16 protein-coding genes and 1 pseudogene are annotated in these 17,356 nt (G+C 76.6%); 6 read left to right on the top strand and 11 right to left on the bottom strand.

Going from position 1 to position 17,356, the window contains the following annotated elements; genetic code table 11:
• The first annotated feature begins 10 nt into the window (after positions 1–10).
• Both QSK03_RS06745 and QSK03_RS06740 read left to right on the top strand, forming a co-directional pair.
• Positions 11–2,743: an AAA family ATPase gene (locus tag QSK03_RS06745; protein ID WP_285649654.1), complete on the top strand. Its 2,733-nt coding sequence runs from the start codon at positions 11–13 to the stop codon at positions 2,741–2,743.
• Between the two features lie 95 nt (positions 2,744–2,838).
• Positions 2,839–3,483: a hypothetical protein gene (locus QSK03_RS06740; protein WP_285649651.1), complete on the top strand. Its 645-nt coding sequence runs from the start codon at positions 2,839–2,841 to the stop codon at positions 3,481–3,483.
• On the opposite strand, the gene QSK03_RS06735 is transcribed toward QSK03_RS06740, so the two are convergent.
• Positions 3,458–3,874 (bottom strand): DUF2000 domain-containing protein, encoded by a 417-nt coding sequence (locus QSK03_RS06735; protein ID WP_285649649.1) that lies wholly within the window; start codon positions 3,872–3,874, stop codon positions 3,458–3,460. The two genes, QSK03_RS06740 and QSK03_RS06735, sit on opposite strands and share 26 nt — an antisense overlap.
• A 50-nt stretch (positions 3,875–3,924) precedes the next feature.
• Here QSK03_RS06735 and QSK03_RS06730 point away from each other — a divergent pair, with 50 nt between their 5' ends.
• The gene (locus QSK03_RS06730; RefSeq protein WP_285649647.1) at positions 3,925–4,716 is read left to right on the top strand and encodes an AraC family transcriptional regulator; all 792 of its coding nucleotides are present in this window, start codon (positions 3,925–3,927) and stop codon (positions 4,714–4,716) included.
• A gap of 12 nt (positions 4,717–4,728) precedes the next feature.
• Here QSK03_RS06730 and QSK03_RS06725 read toward each other — a convergent pair whose 3' ends face one another.
• The 4 genes and pseudogenes from QSK03_RS06725 to rimO all read right to left on the bottom strand — a co-directional run bounded on the left by QSK03_RS06725 (position 4,729) and on the right by rimO (position 8,594).
• Entirely contained in the window at positions 4,729–5,562 is an 834-nt protein-coding gene (locus tag QSK03_RS06725) for a PspA/IM30 family protein (RefSeq protein ID WP_285649645.1), read from the bottom strand.
• Positions 5,563–6,097: 535 nt separating this feature from the next.
• Positions 6,098–6,314: pseudogene (locus QSK03_RS06720) on the bottom strand (helix-turn-helix domain-containing protein); the annotation flags it as partial.
• Positions 6,315–6,468: 154 nt separating this feature from the next.
• The gene (gene pgsA / locus QSK03_RS06715; protein WP_285650073.1) at positions 6,469–7,023 is read right to left on the bottom strand and encodes a CDP-diacylglycerol--glycerol-3-phosphate 3-phosphatidyltransferase; all 555 of its coding nucleotides are present in this window, start codon (positions 7,021–7,023) and stop codon (positions 6,469–6,471) included.
• Positions 7,024–7,106: 83 nt separating this feature from the next.
• The gene (gene rimO, locus QSK03_RS06710; protein WP_285649643.1) at positions 7,107–8,594 is read right to left on the bottom strand and encodes a 30S ribosomal protein S12 methylthiotransferase RimO; all 1,488 of its coding nucleotides are present in this window, start codon (positions 8,592–8,594) and stop codon (positions 7,107–7,109) included.
• A 116-nt stretch (positions 8,595–8,710) separates the two neighbouring features.
• On the opposite strand from rimO, the gene QSK03_RS06705 reads away from it, so the two are divergent.
• Complete coding sequence (locus QSK03_RS06705) at positions 8,711–9,244, top strand: amino-acid N-acetyltransferase (protein ID WP_285649641.1); 534 nt, start codon at positions 8,711–8,713, stop codon at positions 9,242–9,244.
• On the opposite strand, the gene QSK03_RS06700 is transcribed toward QSK03_RS06705, so the two are convergent.
• The 4 genes from QSK03_RS06700 to QSK03_RS06685 form a co-directional block, all read right to left on the bottom strand.
• Positions 9,245–10,003 carry a CPBP family intramembrane glutamic endopeptidase gene (locus QSK03_RS06700; RefSeq protein ID WP_285649638.1) on the bottom strand — a complete coding sequence of 253 codons (759 nt, stop codon included), beginning with the start codon at positions 10,001–10,003 and terminating at the stop codon, positions 9,245–9,247.
• 160 nt (positions 10,004–10,163) lie between these two features.
• On the bottom strand, positions 10,164–10,892 hold the full coding sequence (locus tag QSK03_RS06695; protein ID WP_285650070.1) for a sensor histidine kinase: 729 nt from the start codon (positions 10,890–10,892) through the stop codon (positions 10,164–10,166).
• 95 nt (positions 10,893–10,987) lie between these two features.
• A complete protein-coding gene (locus QSK03_RS06690) occupies positions 10,988–11,959 on the bottom strand; it encodes a hypothetical protein (RefSeq protein WP_285649636.1) in 972 nt (323 codons plus the stop codon).
• A gap of 397 nt (positions 11,960–12,356) precedes the next feature.
• Positions 12,357–13,007, bottom strand: coding sequence for a hypothetical protein (locus QSK03_RS06685; protein WP_285649634.1), 651 nt, complete (start codon positions 13,005–13,007; stop codon positions 12,357–12,359).
• Positions 13,008–13,163: 156 nt separating this feature from the next.
• On the opposite strand from QSK03_RS06685, the gene QSK03_RS06680 reads away from it, so the two are divergent.
• Together QSK03_RS06680 and QSK03_RS06675 are read left to right on the top strand one after the other, a co-directional pair.
• Entirely contained in the window at positions 13,164–14,324 is a 1,161-nt protein-coding gene (locus QSK03_RS06680) for a sensor histidine kinase (RefSeq protein ID WP_285649632.1), read from the top strand.
• Positions 14,321–14,983, top strand: a complete 663-nt coding sequence (locus QSK03_RS06675) for a response regulator transcription factor (protein ID WP_285649631.1) — start codon at positions 14,321–14,323, stop codon at positions 14,981–14,983. The genes QSK03_RS06680 and QSK03_RS06675 overlap by 4 nt, the downstream gene beginning before the upstream one ends.
• Here the strand turns inward: QSK03_RS06675 and QSK03_RS06670 are convergent.
• Both QSK03_RS06670 and QSK03_RS06665 read right to left on the bottom strand, forming a co-directional pair.
• Entirely contained in the window at positions 14,944–16,164 is a 1,221-nt protein-coding gene (locus QSK03_RS06670) for an MFS transporter (RefSeq protein WP_285649629.1), read from the bottom strand. The two genes, QSK03_RS06675 and QSK03_RS06670, sit on opposite strands and share 40 nt — an antisense overlap.
• Before the next feature lie 70 nt (positions 16,165–16,234).
• A complete protein-coding gene (locus tag QSK03_RS06665) occupies positions 16,235–17,206 on the bottom strand; it encodes a LysR family transcriptional regulator (RefSeq protein WP_285649627.1) in 972 nt (323 codons plus the stop codon).
• Positions 17,207–17,356: the final 150 nt, after the last annotated feature.

The raw sequence follows: 17,356 nt of genomic DNA, 5'->3' as shown, positions 1-17,356 counted from the left end.
ACTGCCCGTCGTGGACACCGCCCCACCCGGCCGCGAGCACGAGACGGCCGTGCTCGTCTCGGCGCTGGAGGACGCGTGCGCGGGACGCGGCACCGCGGTGCTCGTCGTGGGCGAGGCCGGGATCGGCAAGTCGACCCTGCTCTCCGCGCTGCTCGACACGGCGGAGAGGCGGGGCGTGCCCGCGCTCCTCGGCCGGACCGGCGCCGACCTCGGCGCCCCTGTGCTCTGGCCGTGGTTGCGCCTGCTGGGCAGCCCCGCCGCACGGCAGCGTGGCCTCGACCCCGGGGTGCTCGACGGCGCCGGGGACGGCCCGGAGGTCAGCGACGCCCGTGCCCGCTTCCGCGCGATGGCCGACACCGCCGACGCCCTCGCTGCCGCCGCCCGCGACGGGCTCGTGGTGGCTCTCGAGGACGTCCACGCCGCCGACCCGGCGTCCCTGGCCCTGCTGCACCACCTGGTCGGCGAGGTCGTGGCGACCCGCGGCCCGGCCCTGCTGCTCGTGGCGACGTCGCGGGAGCCGGCGCCCGAGGGCCTCGACGCGGCCGTCCCGATCGTGCTGCGCCCGGGCCGGCTCGGCCGCGACCCCGTGCGCGAGCTGCTGCGACGCCGCGACGGCGGCACGCCCGACGACGCCGTCGTCGACACCCTGCTCCGGGTGAGCGCGGGGCACCCGCTGCACCTGCGCGAGCTGCTGCACGCGCCCGAGGTGCACGCGGAGGCGGTCGCTCCGCTGGTGCGTCGCCGCGTCGCCGGGCTCTCCCCCGCCGCCCAGGACCTGCTGGCCACCGCCGCCGTCGCCGGCGAGGACGTCGAGCTCGACGTCCTCGGCGCACACGGGTCCACCGCGCTCGCCGAGGCGCTCGCGGCACACCTCCTGATCGACGACCCGCAGGACGCCGGGCGGGTGCGCTGGTCGCACGGGCTGGTGCGTGCCGCATGCCGTGACGGGCTCGCGCCGGCACGGCGCCGGGAGGAGCACCGCCGGCTCGCCGACGCCCTGCCGCCGGCCCGGGCGGGCGAGGTCGCGGGACACCGGCTCCCCGCCGCCGACTCGCCGGCGGCGCGGGCCACGGCCGCCGCGGCGTGCCGTGTCGCGGCGGACGACGCGATCGCCCGGCGGGCGCCCGACGAGGCCGCCGACTGGTGCCGGCGCGCGCTGGAGGTCACCGACGACACCGTGGACGCCGCCGAGACGCGGCTGGCGCTGGCCCGGGCCTTCGTCCGCGCAGACCGCACCGCGGACGCCCTCGACGCAGCGACCGCGGTCCTCGACGTGGCCGAGGTCGCAGTCCGCGCCGATCTCGCGGCCGCCGCGGCGGTGGTCGTGCGCGGGGTCGGCCCGGACCTGGTCGCGGGGCGGGTCGAGCGGCTCGTGGTGCGCGCCGGCACGCTGCTCGCGGGCGAGGACTCGGCCCGGCGGGCGCGCGTGCTGGCGCAACAGGCGATGGTCGCGGGCGTCCGCGGGTGGTCCGAGGAGGCGGCGGCCGTCTCCGCCCGGGCGCTCGCGATGGCCGATCGGCACGCCGACGAACCCGACGGCGCCGACGCGGTCCTGCACGCCCTGCACGCGCGCTACGAGCTGTGCGGCGGGCCGGCCCACGTCGCCGAACGGCTCGCCGTCGGACGGCGGACCATCGCCCTCGGCACCACGGCGCGCCGCTCGGAGGCCCTCGTCTGGGGCCACGTGTGGCGGATCGAGGACGCCTTCGAGCTGGGCGCGCCCGACGTCGTCGACGCCGGGATCGAGGCCCTCGCCGAGGTGGCCGACCAGCTCGGCGGCACCCTCGCCCGGTGGCACGAGCTGCGAGCGCGCGCCGCCCGCGCCCACCTCGTCGGACGGTACGACGAGGCCTTCGCCCTGGCCGACCGGTTCCGCGAGCTGGGCCGCCGCAGCCAGGACCCGACGGCGGAGTCGATGTACCAGGCGTTCCTGAGCCTGCTCCACCGCGACCTCGGCACCCTCGCGACGTGGCGGCCCGACGAGGACGCCATCGCGCGCACCCGCCGCCTCCCGGTGTTCTGGGCCACCGCGGGCGTCGCGTTCCTCGGCCGCGGCGACGCCGACCTCGCCCGCACGCTCTACGACGAGCTGCGGCCGCACCTGTTCGCCGTGCCGCCCGGGAACCGGTGGCGGCCCGTCCTGTGCTGCGGGAGCGAGCTGGCCGTCGCGTTCGGCGACACCGAGGTCGTGCGGTCAACCTTCACCCAGCTGCTCCCGCACACGGCGTTGCGCACCGACAGCAGCACCGGCTGCCCCGGCCCCATCGCGCGCTTCGCCGCCGCGGCCGCCCGCGGGCTCGACGAGCACGACGAGGCCGTCCGGCTCGCCGACCAGGCCGTGACCTCGGACCGGCGCCTCGGCGCGGTGCCGGGGCTCGCCCGGTCGAGCCTGGAGCTGGGCCAGGCGCTCGCGGCGCGGGGCGGCGCAGCCGACCGGGACCGTGCCCGGAAGGTCCTCGGCGAGTCCCGGACCCTGGCCCGCCGCCTGGGGCTGCGCCCGACGCGCGACGGGGCGTCGGCGCTGCTCGCCGAGCTCACGGGTCTCGGGCCGGGTGCCGCGTCCCTGACCGCCCGCGAGCGCGAGACCGTCGCCCTCGTCGTCACCGGGCTGGCCAACCGGGAGGTCGCGGCCCGCCTCGTGATCAGCGAGCGCACCGTCGAGAGCCACGTCCGCAACGCGCTGGCGAAGCTGGGCCTGCACAACCGCACGCAGCTCGCGGCGTGGGCGGCCGAGGCCCTGTAGCCGGCCTGCGTACCGGGATCTCCGTGCCACCACGGAGGTCCTCCTCCGGCGCCGCGTCCCACGCTCGACGGCATCCACCAGCACACCGAGAGGACGTGGACGCCGTGTTCGCCCGACTCCAGACCGTCAGGTCCCTGCCACCCACCGACGACCCCGACGCCCGCCGCCGCGAGCTCACGGACATCCTGCGCCGGCAGGCCGGCTACAGCGGGGCCTACTTCATGGTCTCCGGACCGACCGCTGTGCGGGCCCTGCTGACGCTGTGGGCCACCGAGGAGGACGCCCGCGCCGCCTCGGACCGCACCCGCGCCGCGTACGACGGCACACCGCCGCCGGTGACCATCGACGAGGACGTCGTCTACGAGGTCGTCGAGGACGAAGCCGGACCCGACGCCGGGGCCGACGCGACGATCGCCGCCGTGGCCGCGTTCGACGGCCCCTTCAGCGACGCCGGGCGCGCCGCCATGGACCGGATCCATCGCCGGCACGTCATCCCGGCCCTGCGCGCCCTGCCCGGCACCGTCCGGGGGCTGTTCCTGTGGGACCACCTCTCCCGGTCGATGCGCGGGCTGCACCTGGCCACCGACGCGCGCCCGCTCGACGCGGCCCGGGCGGCGGTCGAGGCGACCGATCCCGCCGCGGGCGAGGACCCCGCCCTGGTCTCGCCGCCGGACCGCGTCGAACGCTGGGCTGTGGGCGGCGCCGACGTGCCGCTCACGGATGCATCCGCGCGCCCTTGACGATCTTGTCGACGGCGTTCCGGGGCCCGTGCACCGCGATCCCGACGAGGTCGAGGTCGTCGCGGCCGATCTTCGCGACCGCGGCGCGGTTGTCCTCGTCGTTGCCGGTCGCGAAGAGGTCGGCGGTGAACACGGCGATGCGCAGGCCCCGGTCGAGGGCGCGGCGGTGGGCGGTGCGCAGCACGGCGGCGTCCCCGGTGAACACCATCACCGGCTGCCCGAGCATCGGCAGGTAGGCGGTGCCGTCGGCGTCGGCGTAGGGCTCGCCGACCAGCTCGGGGGTCGCGGCGGTGATCCCGCTGGTGAGGAACGCGGTGACGTTGAGGGCCTGCCAGCCCGCCAGGTCGTCGCGCAGCACGACGGCGATCTTGGTCTCGAAGGCGCTGCTCATGGCGCCCACGATCACGCGGCGAGGCCCGCCAGGTCTTGTACGTTCCTGGCATGCGCGAGGACGTCCGGGCCTGGCGCCCGGCCGTCCCGGGGATCACCGAGGTCTTCCACGCGCGCTTCGTCGACCACGCCTACCCGTCGCACACCCACGAGGCGTGGACGCTGCTGATCGTCGACGACGGCGCCGTGCGCTACGACCTCGACCGCCACGAGCACGGGGCGCTGCCCGCCTCGGTGACCCTGCTGCCGCCGCACGTCGCGCACGACGGGCGCTCGGCTCGGCCCGGTGGCTTCCGCAAGCGCGTGGTGTACCTCGACGACGCCGTGCTGCGCGCCCCCGACGGGCCGGCGCTCGCGGGTCGGGCCGTCGACCGCCCGGCGTTCGACGACCCCCTGCTGCGCCGTCGCGTCGACCAGCTCCACCGCGTGCTCGACGCCCCGGGCGAGGAGCTGGCCGCGCAGACCCGGCTCGCGCTCATCGCCGAGCGGCTGGCGGCCCACCTCGGGGAGGTGCCCGCGGTGAGCGGCCGGGACCCGACCCTCGCGCACCGGCTGCGGGACCTCCTCGACGCCCGCACGCCTCGGGGTCTCGGGCTCGACGAGGCCGCCCGCGTGCTGCACGCCCACCCGACCCACCTCGTGCGGGCCTTCGGCGCGGAGTTCGGGCTGCCGCCCCACCGCTACCTGACGGGTCGCCGGGTCGACCTGGCGAGACGCCTGGTGCTCGGCGGCATGCCCGCCGCCGACGTCGCGACCGCGGCGGGCTTCCACGACCAGGCGCACCTGACGCGGCACTTCCGCCGCGTCACGGGCACCACCCCCGGACGCTTCGCCCGGAGGTGAGAGGCCCGCCTCCTACTGGCGCGGCGCCTGCTGCTGCTGGGTGGGCTGCTGCTGGGGCTGCGCGGGCTGGGCCGGCTGCACCTGCGGCTGGGCGGCGGACTGACCGGCCGGGATCTGCGAGCCGCCCTGGCCCATGGAGGCCCGGATCTGGTCGAGGCGGCTCTTGCCCGCGTAGTCGCGCGTGGCCTGCTCGACCTCGAGCATCCGGCCCTGCACGCTGTTCTGTGCGAGCTCGGCCTGCCCCAGGGCCGTCGAGTAGCGCCGCTCGATCTTGTCGCGCACCTCGTCGAGGGACGGGGTGTTGCCCGGCGCAGCGACCTCGCTCATCGAGCGCAGCGACGCCGAGACCTGCTCCTGCATCTTCGCCTGCTCGAGCTGGCTGAGGAGCTTGGTGCGCTCGGCGATCTTGGTCTGGAGGACCTGCGCGTTGCGCTCGACGGCCTGCTTGGCCTGCTGCGCCGCGCCGATCGACTGGTCGTGCAGCGTCTTGAGGTCCTCGACGTTCTGCTCGGCCGTGACCAGCTGCGAGGCGAACTGCTCGGCGCTCTGCTCGTAGCGCTGCGCGCCCTCCTCGTCGCCGCGGGCGCGCGCCTCGTCGGCCATCACCAGGGCCTGACGCGCCGACGCCTGCAGCTTCTCGATGTCGGAGAGCTGACGGTTCAGCTTCATCTCCAGCTGGCGCTGGTTGCCGATCACCGACGCCGCCTGCTGCGACAGCGCCTGGTGCTGACGCTGCGCGTCCTCGATGGCCTGCTGGATCTGGACCTTCGGGTCCGCGTGCTCGTCGATCTTCGAGGAGAACGCGGCCAGGAAGTACCGCCAGGCCTTGACGAAGGGGTTGGCCATCTGCTCCCGCCCAACTCGTGACGTCGATCCGGCTCAGGCGGGCGACATCCGCGCCTGGTCTGACCCCATCGTCTCACCTCCTCGCGGAGGCTTCCACCGACCCACCGATCACCCGCTGCCGAGCTCGCGCGGATCTCGCGTGACCTCACGGGGAGATCACGCGGGCGTCATGCCGCGACGCGCACCACCGGTGTGGACCGTCCGGGCCCCGACGCGCCGGACCCGCCGGCGAGGCCGACGAGCCGGACCGTGGTGCCGCCCTCGACCGGCGCCACGACCTCCTCGCCGGTGCCGGGCAGGCCCTCGGGCTCCGGCAGCGCGACGGTCTGCGGCAGCGGCGGGTCCGCGGGCTCGGGCGGCGTCGGCAGCGTGGCCGACATGCTCGCCGACGCGGCCGCGCCGCCCGTGGGCTCGTTGCCCGCCTCGAAGGCCTCCTCCACCGCGGTGCGCAGGGCCTCGTCGACGGGCTGCTCGTCGATCGCCCCCGCGGCGCCGACCCCGGCCGGCACCCGACGGCGGACCGGACGCAGCGCGTCGGCGACCTCGTCGAGCAGCTCCGGCAGCGGCAGGCCGAGCGCTTCGCAGATCGCCGCGAGGAGCTCGCTGGACGGCTCCTTGCGGCCCCGCTCGATCTCGGACAGGTAGCCCAGGCTCACGCGCGCCTCCTTCGAGACGTCGCGCAGCGTGCGGCCCCGCTCGGTGCGGGCCTGACGGATCGATCCGCCGATGGCCTCGCGCAACAGCAGCGACATGCCACACCTCCCAGCGCCGGCCGTGGGGACCCCTGGGCAGGACCTGGACCTGCCCGACCGGGCTCGACGACCGTGTCCGTCCACCGTACCGAGATCGACGCCGCCGGGACGGTGACGCGGGCCCCGCGCTGTTCGTCGAGAGCGAACAGGTCGGTCAGGTCGCCCGGCCGCGCGCCCGCAGGCGCAGCGCGCGGACGAGGTAGTCGACGCCCGTGACGACGGTGACCACCACGGCGGCGACCATGAGCACCGCCACGGCCGGGTCGAGCCAGGTGGGCAGCGGCATGATCGCGAGCCCGAGCGCCACCGTCTGCAGCACCGTCTTGATCTTGCCGCCGCGGCTGGCGGGGATCACGCCGTGGCGCAGCACCCAGAACCGCAGCAGGGTCACCCCGACCTCACGGGCGGCGATCGTGACCGTCACCCACCACCCGAGCTCGCCCAGCAGCGACAGCCCGACCAGCGCGGACCCGGTGAGCGCCTTGTCGGCGATCGGGTCGGCGATCTTGCCGAAGTCGGTGACGAGACCCCAGCGGCGCGCGAGGTCACCGTCGAAGGTGTCGGTCAGCGACGCGATCGCGAACACCGCGAACGCCGCCCACCGCCACGCCGCGCTCTGTCCCCCGTCGACGAACAGGACGACGAGGAACACGGGCACGAGCACGAGGCGCACGACGGTGAGCGCGTTCGCGATGTTCACCAGGGGCACCGGGGGCGCGACGACGCCGCCGGCCGTGGTGGCCGACGCGGTCGGGGACGGGGCACCGGGCGTGGAGCCCGGCCGCGGGGAGGTCACCGGGCCCCGGCGCCGGCCGGGACGCCGGCGGCGGTCTCGTCCGACCGCTCCTCGGTGAGCGCGAGCGCCTCGACCACGAGGTCCAGACCCTCGGCGTCGACGACCCGGCCGGTGACGACGTCGCCTGGCGCGAGCGCGTCGAGCAGGTCCTCGTCCCCGACCAGCCGGCACTCGCCGTCGACGTCGGGACCCTGGTGCGCGGCCCGGCCGATCCACGACTCCTCGTCGGGCTCCCAGCGTTCGGCGAGCACCTCGACCGTCGTCCCGACCCGCCGTGTCGCGCGGTCCTCGGCGACGTGCTCGGCGAGGCGGGTGACGCGCTCCACGCGGGCCGCGATCTCGGTCGGGTCGACCTTGCCGGGCAGGTCGAGCGCCTCGGTGCCGTCCTCGTCGGAGTAGCCGAACACCCCGACGGCGTCCAGCTCGGCCTCGGACAGGAATGCCTCGAGCTCGGCGAGGTCGTCCTCGGTCTCGCCGGGGAAGCCGACGATGACGTTGGAGCGGATGCCGGCCTCGGGGTCGAGCGCGCGGATCTCGCGGCAGAGCGCGAGGAAGGTCTCGCGGGAGCCGAAGCGCCGCATCCGGCGCAGCACCGGGGCGCTCGCGTGCTGGAAGGAGAGGTCGAAGTAGGACGCGACGCGCGGGGTCTCCGCAATCGCGCGCAGCAGCGGCGGCCGGACCTCGGCGGGCTGCAGGTAGGAGACGCGGACCCGGCGCAGCCCCGGCACGGCCGCGAGCTCGCCGAGCAGGCGCTCGAGCGCCCCGCCCGCGGCGCCCCGGGCGTCGATGTCCTTCCCGTATGACGTGGAGTTCTCGCTGACGAGCATCACCTCGGCCGCGCCGTGGTCGGCGAGCCAGGCGCCCTCTGCGACGACGTCGCGCGGGTCGCGGGACACGAAGGCCCCCCGGAACGAGGGGATCGCGCAGAAGCTGCAGCGGCGGTCGCACCCCGAGGCCAGCTTGAGCGGGGCCACCGGGGCGTCGTCGAGGCGCTGCCGCGGCGCGTGCTCCGATGCGTCAGCTCCGCTGCGCTGCGTGCCGCGGGGCAGCCACTCGTGACCGGGGATCGAGCCCTCGCGGACCGCCTCGGGGCGCTTCACCGGGCTGATCGGCAGGAGCGTGCGGCGGTCGGAGGGCGTGTGCGACGCGAGCGGGCGCCCGGCGAGCACGTCGTCGAGCCGGGACGGCAGGTCGCCGTAGTGGTCGAAGCCGAGCACGGCGGACGCCTCGGGCAGGGCGTCGGCGAGCTCGGCGCCGTACCGCTCGGCCATGCAGCCGACCGCGACGACCTTGGCGTCACCCCCGCTGGCGGCGAGCACGGCGTCGATGGAGTCCTTCTTGGCCTGCTCGACGAACGTGCAGGTGTTGACCACGACGACGTCCGCGTCCCCGGCGTCGTCGGCCGCGACGTCCCACCCCTCGGCGGCCAGCCGCCCGGCCAGTTCCTCGGAGTCGACGTCGTTGCGCGCACACCCGAGGGTCACGAGCGCAGCACGAGGACGGCGGCTCGATGACTCACGGGGTTCCGGGGAGCGCTCGACCACCTGCCCAGCCTATCGGCCCGACCCCTGGCCTACCCTCCGCTGGTGGTGAGCGCCCGGTGACCCCTGCTGCCGAGACCGCCCCCGAGACCGCCGCCCCGGTGCTCCTGCGGCGCGCACGCACCGCCGACGTGCGGGGCATCAAGGCCCTCGTGGACTCGTTCGCCGACGACAACATCCTGCTGCGCAAGCCGCTGGTCACCCTCTACGAGACGGTCCAGGAGTTCCGGGTCGCCGTGCGGGGCCGCGACGTCGTCGGCTGCGGCGCGCTGCACGTGCTCTGGGAGGACCTCGCCGAGATCCGCACCATCGCCGTCGGTCCGGGGATGCGGGGGGCGGGCATCGGGCACGGGCTGGTCCACGAGCTGATCGCCCAGGCCCGGGCGCTCGGCCTGCGCAGCGTCTTCGTGCTGACGTTCGAGGTGGAGTTCTTCGCCCGGCACGGCTTCCGCGAGATCGAGGGCTCGCCGGTGACGCCCGAGGTCTACGCCGAGATGATGCAGTCGGCCGACGAGGGCGTCGCGGAGTTCCTCGACCTCGCGTACGTCAAGCCGAACACCCTCGGCAACACCCGCATGCTCCTGGAGCTCTGACTACAGGACCAGCGCCGCCAGACCGAAGACGAGGGCGTTGTTGACCCCGTGGGCCAGCACGCCGGGCCAGACCGACCCGCTGCGCCGCAGCAGCAGGGCGTTGATCACCCCGAGCACGAACGCGGCGGGGAGCACGATCGAGACGCCGTGCGCGAGCGCGAAGACCAGCGCGCTCGCGAGCACCGCGACCCACGCGCCGTGGCGGCCCAGCGCCGTGGTGACGACGCCCCGGAAGAGCAGCTCCTCCCCCACCGGCACGAGGACCGCGCCGAGCAGCATCATCAGGGCGAACGTGGGCAGGTCGCCGGTCAGCCCCGGGAGGAACCCGGCCTGGGGGTTCGACATGTCCCCGGTCGCGAGGACGTAGGAGAGGATGATCAGACGGTTGACGGCGAAGGCGACGACGCCGCCCGCGACGCCGACGAGCAGCCACCGCCACGACGCGGCGCGCACGCCGACGGCCCGCAGCGACCGCACCCGCACGGCGACGGCGAGCAGCGCCGCGCCGAGCGCCGCCGCCCCGGAGATCCCGATCGCGACGACGGCGAGCGTCGCGCTCCCCGGGCGGAGCAGCCCGCCGAGCAGGATCGCGGCCAGGGCGGTGAGGGCGAGGTAGGCGACGGCGCCGACCGCGATCTCGGTCCACCCCGGACGGGGACGCCCCGGGGTGCCGGACGCGGGGCCCGGGTCGGTCGGACCGGGCGGGACGGGGTGCGGGTCGGCGGGCTCGGGCGCAGCGGGCTGCGTGGGTGTCGACACGACGTCTCCTCCTCGGGTGTCGGACGTTGTCGACGCTAGGGAGCCCCGGGGCCGGTGATCGTCCGTCGCGGTGCGGATCCCTGGCCGGGCGCCTCCTCCTCGAGGAGGAGAGGGTGATCGCGATCCGGGTGACGATCGGTGTCAGATGCGAGCGGGTTCGTCACCGGGACGGCGATCTGGACCCGGCGGGCTCGACGGATCCGGCGTCGGGCTCCGCGTCGAGCAGCCCCGCCGGACGGCGCGGCAGGTGCGCGAGGACGCGCCAGCCCGGCCCGCACGGTCCCGCCTCGACGGTCCCGCCGACGAGGGCGGCGCGCTCGCGCATCCCCATCATCCCCAGGCCCGAGCCCTCGCGCGCCGGGCGGTGGCCGGGCCGCACGCCGTCGTCGACCACCTCGGCCGTCACGACGTCGTCGCCATGGCGGACGGACACCCGCGTCGGCGTCGGCCCGGCGTGGCGCAGTGCGTTGGTGAGCGCCTCGGTGACGATCCGCGCGGCGAGCACGTCCGCCTCCGGACGGTCCGCAGGCGCGGTGCCGACGACCTCGACCGTCACCGGCAGCCCGGCGCCGCGCGCGGGCCCGGCGAGCGCCTCGAGGGCGTCGGCGTCGAGGACGGGGCGCGCGGCGCCCGGAGCGCCCTCCAGCAGGGTCGCCAGCGCCGCGGCGATCCGCTCGCCGGCCTCGTCGATCGCGGCGAGAGTGGCCGGGTCGGGGTCGAGGCGCGCGGCGTGCAGGGTCACGACGAGCGCCGACAGCTCGTGGGCGAGGACGTCGTGCAGGTCGCGGGCCAGGCCGAGCCGCTGCGCGCGGACCTCCCGCAGGGCGCGCTCCGCGGCCCGGTCGGCGGCGCGCCGGGCCTCGGCGGCCGCGGCCCGGCGCTGCAGCACGCCGAGACCCCAGATCGCGGGGACCAGCACGTACGACAGCACCCAGGTGGCCTGGCCCTGGTCGATCGCCGCCGGGACGTCCGTGGTCAGGGTCGTCACGAGCACCACGGCCGAGCACGCCGCGACGGTGAGGGCGGACGCGACCGTCCCCGCGCCCAGCCCGGCGCCGAAGACGAGGATGCTCCAGGACGCCTCGGTGACCAGGTGCGTGCTGTGCAGCAGCGCGGCCGCCGTCGATCCCGCCGTCGCCACCACAGCGCCGGTAGCGGCGCGAGCGGCCACCACGCGAGGGCGCCGACCTGGACCAGCAGCGGCAGCAGCCCGAGCGGCCGGGCGAGGTCGACGTCGACCAGCGCGAGCGTGTCCGCCAGCGGGCCCGGGCGGGCGTGCGGGATCGCGACCGCCGCCACCGCGGCCGAGGCCGCGACGAGGCCCGCCGCCACGGCGGCGAGCGCCAGCCCGCCCCGGGTCGGGAGCCACCGGGAGGGCGGCGCGGCCGGTGGGCCGGGCGCCGGGCCGGGCTGCGGAGCAGCCGTCCCGGGGTCACGCAGCAGGTGCAGGGCCCGGCGCATCCCCGCGAGGGCGGCCCGGGCGTCCGCGGCCACGTCGGTGAGCCGGGCGTCGCGGTCCGTCGCGGCCGCCGGCAGGGCGCGGACACCGGCGACGACCCGCTCGACGCGGACGGCGACGAGGTCGCGGAGGTCGCCGGCGAGCCGGTCACGCTGGGCGGCGAGGGCGTCGGCGAGACGGTCACGCTCCTCCTGCCGGCGCCGCGCCGCGATCCGTGCGGCGCGCCCCCGGGCGACCACCGCGACGGCGGCCGCCGCGACCAGGACGAGGCCCACGTTCAGGAGCAGCCCCACCGCGATCCCGAGGGCCGTGGCCGGGTCGGAGGGGCGGTCGGCGAACCCGGCGAGCACCGGGGCCAGCACCGTCGTCGCGACGAGCGCCACCCCGCCGGGCACCGGGCGGGACCGCCGGACGACACCGAACACGAGCACCGCCCACGTCCACGTCGCGGGCGAGGCCGCCAGCGCCCAGACCGGCGGCACGGAGGCCGCGAACACGACCAGCGCGCCGATCGGGCGCTCGCGCCGCCACAGCGCCGGGACGGCACGGCCCGACGCGGGACGAGCACGACCGCCGTCGCGACCGCGACCAGCAGCGCCCAGCCGACCACCGGGAGCCCCAGGTCCGCCCGCTGCACGTCCTGCACCCCGAGCGTGACCGCGACCCACACGGCGGTGGCCACCGCGCCACCGGCGCCGAGCCGCCACCGCACGCACCCGCCCGGCCACCAGCCCAGCCCCGCGAGCACGGCCGACTCCACGAGCTGCGTCACGACGCCGCGCGGCAGCATCGGCGGGAACGTCGACACGGTCAGGAGCAGCGCGGCCGGGAGCGCCGAGCGGGTCGTGGATCGGGGGGCGGGGTCGCCGGCCGCGGGCGGGCCGACGACCGGGGTCACGCCGGGTCCCGCTCGAAGGGACCGTGCTCGACGACCGGCACGCTCCAGCCCTGCCGCCACGAGTTGGCGGCGACGACGACGTCGGCGAGCCCGGCGACGACGTGGCAGCGCGTGAGGTCGACGACGCCCCGTGTCGCGAAGGTCTCGGTGCACGCGGCAGCGAGGTCGCGGGCCAGCTGGCGGTCGAGGGCGGCGCGCGCCCATCCCCCGAGCGGAGCCCCGCGCCGGTTGGCGTAGCGCAGCAGGTCGTAGCCGAGGTCGTGCGCGCGGCAGGCGTCGTCGAACGCCGCGGGCAGGGCGATCGGGGACGAGCACCCCCCACCGGGGTCGAGCAGCATCCCGTCGACGACGGCCGGGTGGCGCGACGTGCCCGCGGTGGCGGCGAGGTAGGCGACGGGCAGCCGGGAGCCGACGCGGCCGGGTCCGGGGTTCTCACCGGTGAGGTCGGCCACCGCGCGGGCCGCGTCCGGGTCCTCGGCGCCGCGCGCCGGCACCGTCGCCTGCCCGGTGCCGGTGGCGAGCACGAGCCCGGCGATCACGGCGAGGACGACGAGCAGCGTCGCGGTCGCCGGCCGGCGCAGGAAGCGCGTGCGCCGGGGCCACGTCACCCGGGGCAGCGAGGGAGCACGGGTGTCGGTGCAGGTCATGGGGGAACGCTCGCCACCGAGGGCCTCGGCGGGCGTCGGGCTGGGGAGCCGTCGTGGGAGCAGGACCACGGTGCCATCACCGCCTCGGCGTCATACCGGGGGGTGAGGACCCTGGTGTGACGACAGCGCGGTAGGGGCCTCCTAACCTCCTTCACCATGGCTCGGGGACGGATCACGCCGCGCGCCCGGCGCTGGTCGTGGGCGGGCCGGATCGTGCTGGTCGGCGTGCTGCTGGCGATCGCGTGGCCGACCGCGCTGCAGGAGCTCGCGGTCGGCCCGCCGACGGCGCTGCCGGTCGCGCTCGTCGTGTGCCTGCCGGTGCTCCTGGCACCGGAGCACCCGTGGCGGGCGTGGATCGCCTCCGCCCTCGGGGCCCTGCTGATCGCGTGGCTCGTCGGGCCGGCGCCCGGTCACGGGCTCGGCGTGCAGGTCGTGCACCTGGTGGTGCTGGGCGGGCTCACGGCGCTGGTGGCGGTCCGGTGCGCGTGGTGGGCGGTGGCGGTGGCCGCGGTCGGCGTGCCGGTCGTGGTCTCCGCGGCCACCGTCTCGGTGGAGGGCCTCGGCCTGGCCGTCTTCTGGACCCTGGTCCTGCTCGCGGTGGCGTTGCTCGTGCGCCGGGTCGTCTCCCAGCGTCGCGAGATCGCCGTGGTCGAGGAGCAGCGGGCCGACGAGGAGTCGCGGCGCGCGGTGCTGCAGGAGCGCGCCCGCGTCGCCCGCGACCTGCACGACGTCGTCGCGCACGCGATGTCGATGGTCGTGGTGCGCGCCGAGACCGCCCGCTACCGCCTCCCCGACGTCGACGAGGCGTCCGCCGGCGAGTTCACCGCGATCGGCGACGCGGCGCGGCAGGCGCTCGGCGAGCTGCGCGGGGTCCTGCAGGTCCTGCGCACCGAGGAGGGCGGCGAGCGGCGGCCGCAGCCGACCGCGGCCGACGTCGACGACCTCCTCGCCGCGACCACCCGCGCGGGCGTCGACCTCACCGTCAGGACCACCGGGGACCCGGCGGCGCTCGGGGCCGCGGCGACGGTCTCGCTCTACCGGATCCTCGCCGAGGCGCTCGCCAACGCCTCCCGCCACGCCGCCGACGCCCCGGTCACCGTCACCGTCGACCACGCCGACGACGCCGTCCGCGTCCGGGTGGTCAACGGCCCGGGCCGCGAGGCCACCGGCCCGGGCTCGGGGCTCGGGCTGCCCGGGATGCGCGAGCGCGCCGCGGCGGTCGGCGGCGAGCTGACCATCGGGCCGACCGCCGAGGGCGGGTACGCCGTGGAGGCGCGGCTGCCGAGCGGGCGGGCCGTCGCGGGGAGGAGCGCGTGACGCGGGTGCTCGTCGCCGACGACCAGGCGATGGTCCGCGAGGGCTTCGGCGCCCTCCTGGCCGCGCAGCCCGGCCTCGAGGTGGTCGGGCACGCCGCCGACGGCGAGGAGGCGATCGCCGCGGTCGAGGCGCACGCCCCCGACGTCGTCCTCATGGACGTGCGGATGCCGCGGCTCGACGGGCTCGCGGCGACCCGGAGGATCGTGGCCCGCCACCCGGAGGTCCGGGTGCTCGTGCTGACGACGTTCGACGTCGACGAGTACGTCTACGAGGCCCTGCGCGCCGGGGCGAGCGGCTTCCTGCTCAAGGACGCGCCGGCCGAGGAGCTCGTGCGCGCGGTCCGGGTCGTCGCCGCCGGCGACGCGCTGCTCGCCCCGTCGGTCACGCGCCGGCTGGTCGCCGAGTTCGCCTCGCGCGCCGTGCCCGCCCGGGCGGTCTCCCCGCGCCTCGACGTCCTGACCGCCCGCGAGCGCGAGGTGCTCGGGCTCGTGGCGCGGGGGCTGTCGAACCTCGAGATCGCCGAGCACCTCGTGCTCGCCGAGCAGACGGTCAAGACCCACGTCGGGCGCATCCTCACCAAGCTCGACCTGCGCGACCGCGTCCAGGCCGTCGTCCTGGCCTACGAGACGGGCGTCGTGACCGCCCGGCTCGACCGCTGACCGGCCGCCCGCACGATCACCGGGGCGACGGCGGCGACCACCGCGGTCAGCACGCCGAGGGCCAGGATCGACCCCGACAGCCCGCCCAGCGGCCCGGCGACCGCGAGCAGCACGAGCGGGCAGAAGAACTGGCCGATGAACATCGCCGCGGTCCAGAAGCCCGTCCCCCGGCCGCGCTCGGCGAAGCACAGCCCGGACAGCGCCCACGTCAACAGCGTCGGCAGCAGGAGGCCGGTGCCCGCGCTGGCGATCACCGCGCCGACGGCGATGACCGGCACCGCCGACGACGCCCCGACGACCACGAGCCCCACCGCCGCGAGCCCGAGGGCGACCGGGAGCAGCACGCGCGTCCCGCGCCGGGAGACCCGGCCGAAGGTGAACCCGCCCGCCGCGGTGGCGAGCGAGGCGACGGCGCTGACCAGGCCGATGGTGGCCGTCGAGGTCACCCCGACCGACGCGAGCACCAGGGAGAGCTCGGCGATCGGCGTGTAGAAGACGACGCCGCCGAAGAGGGTGACCAGGCACGGCACGGCGATGAGGCGCCAGGGCACCGGCGGGAGCGCCGCGGCCGGTGTGCGGCCCGTGCTGCGCACGAACACCGCGACCAGGACGGCGATCACCAGGCTGGAGAGGTACAGGACGAACGGCGCCCGCCAGCTCACCGCGCCGAGGGCCCCGCCGAGGGCGAAGAACACGGTCGCCGCGAGGGTCGTCGCGATCGTCTGCCGGCCGAACCACCGGTCGCGGGCCGTGCCGTCGAAGAGGTCGGCGAGCAGCGTCGTGCAGGCGGTCATGATCGCGGCCTCGCAGATCCCGACCCCGACGCGGCTGGCGACGATCGCGCCCAGCGAGCTCAGGTACAGCGGCGCCGTCCCGAAGAGCGCGTAGACCACGAGGGCGGCGACCAACACCCGCTTGCGGCCGGCCGCGTCGACGATCCGCCCCGCGACCGGGGCCAGCAGGCCGATCACCAGCGCCGGCGCGGTGAGCACGATCGGCACCAGCGCCTCGACGCCCGCCGTCCCCGCGAAGGCGTCCATCATCCGGGGCAGCACCGGGGCGAGCAGCACCGATCCGAGGATCGGCAGGCAGCTGCCCGCCAGCAGGATCGCGCCCTGCCCGATCGCTCCGCGTGACCGGGCCGCCCTGCCCTGGTCCTCGTCCTGGCCGATCACCGTCACGACGCCCTCCGTCCCGTCCCCGCTGTGGTGGTGACGGCGAGTGTCGAGGCGCGGGTCACAGCAGAGGAAATCATTCCTCTTGGGACCCACCATCGGTCGCGCTGATGGTCGGGAGGACCGCGCTGACCTCGGTGATCAGGCCGCGCAGCCACCGGTGGGCCGCGTCCGTGTCGTACGTCGGGTGCCACCACATCGCCTCCACCAGCGGCGTCACCGTGAAGGGGCAGGGCAGCGCCCGCACACCGCCGCCGGGCCGCAGGCGCGCCGCGAGGCGGGCCTGGACGAGGGCCACCCGGTCGGTGCCGGCGACGAGGTCCGGGATCGGCAGGAAGGACTCCACCACGACCTGCGCCCGGGGCTCGATGCCGTGGGCCCGCAGCTGCTGGGCGGCCGGGGTGAACGCCGTCGGGCGGTGGTAGACGGTGACCCACGGCAACGTGGCGAGATCGTCGAGGGTGATCTCCGCCCCGACCCGCTCGTTGGCGGTCGCGACCAGGACGACCCAGTGGTCCTCGTAGAGGTCGATGAAAGGCAGGTCGTCGACGAAACCGTGGGGCAGCAGCAGCCCGTCCACGCCACGGAGGCGTTCGGCGGCACCGGTGACGTCCTCGGGGCGGTGCGGGCACAGGCGCAGCCGGGCGTTCGGTGCGGAGCGGGCGAAGGCGGCCGCGAGCGGCGGGCCGAGCACGCTCGTCGCGTAGTCGGAGACGAGGAGCGTGAACTCCCGCGTGCTGTCGGTGGCGTCGAAGTCGGGGGCGGCGGAGAACACCCGCTCGACGCCCGCGACCGCGCCCTGCACCCGGTCCACGAGACCGGCCGCCAGCGGTGTCAGCTCGTAGCGGTTGCCGACACGGACCAGCAGCTCGTCGCCGAAGTGCCGCCGCAGCCGGGCCAGGGCCGCGCTGACCGCGGGCTGTGACAGGCCGAGCGCGGCGGCCGCCCGGGTCACGTTCCGCTCGGCGAGCAGGGCACGCAGGGAGAGCAGCAGGTTGAGGTCGAGGTTGGCGAGCCGGAGCGGCCGCGGTGCCGCGTCCTCGTCCATCCCGTAGGGATACCGGGCCCGCCGCGCGCGCTTCAACCGGGGCATCCATCCCGCCGATGCCCGGCATCAGCGGTTCGGGCTTCCGGGCTGCTGCGCCCCGACCGCATCGTGGTCGCGACCACACGGACTCTCGATGCGGAGGGCACGCCC

It is taken from the genome of Actinomycetospora sp. NBRC 106375, assembly GCF_030269665.1.
Classification (GTDB): Bacteria; Actinomycetota; Actinomycetes; order Mycobacteriales; family Pseudonocardiaceae; genus Actinomycetospora.
The sequence above is the reverse complement of the archived record's forward strand: the minus strand, read 5'-3'. Positions and strand labels throughout refer to the sequence as shown.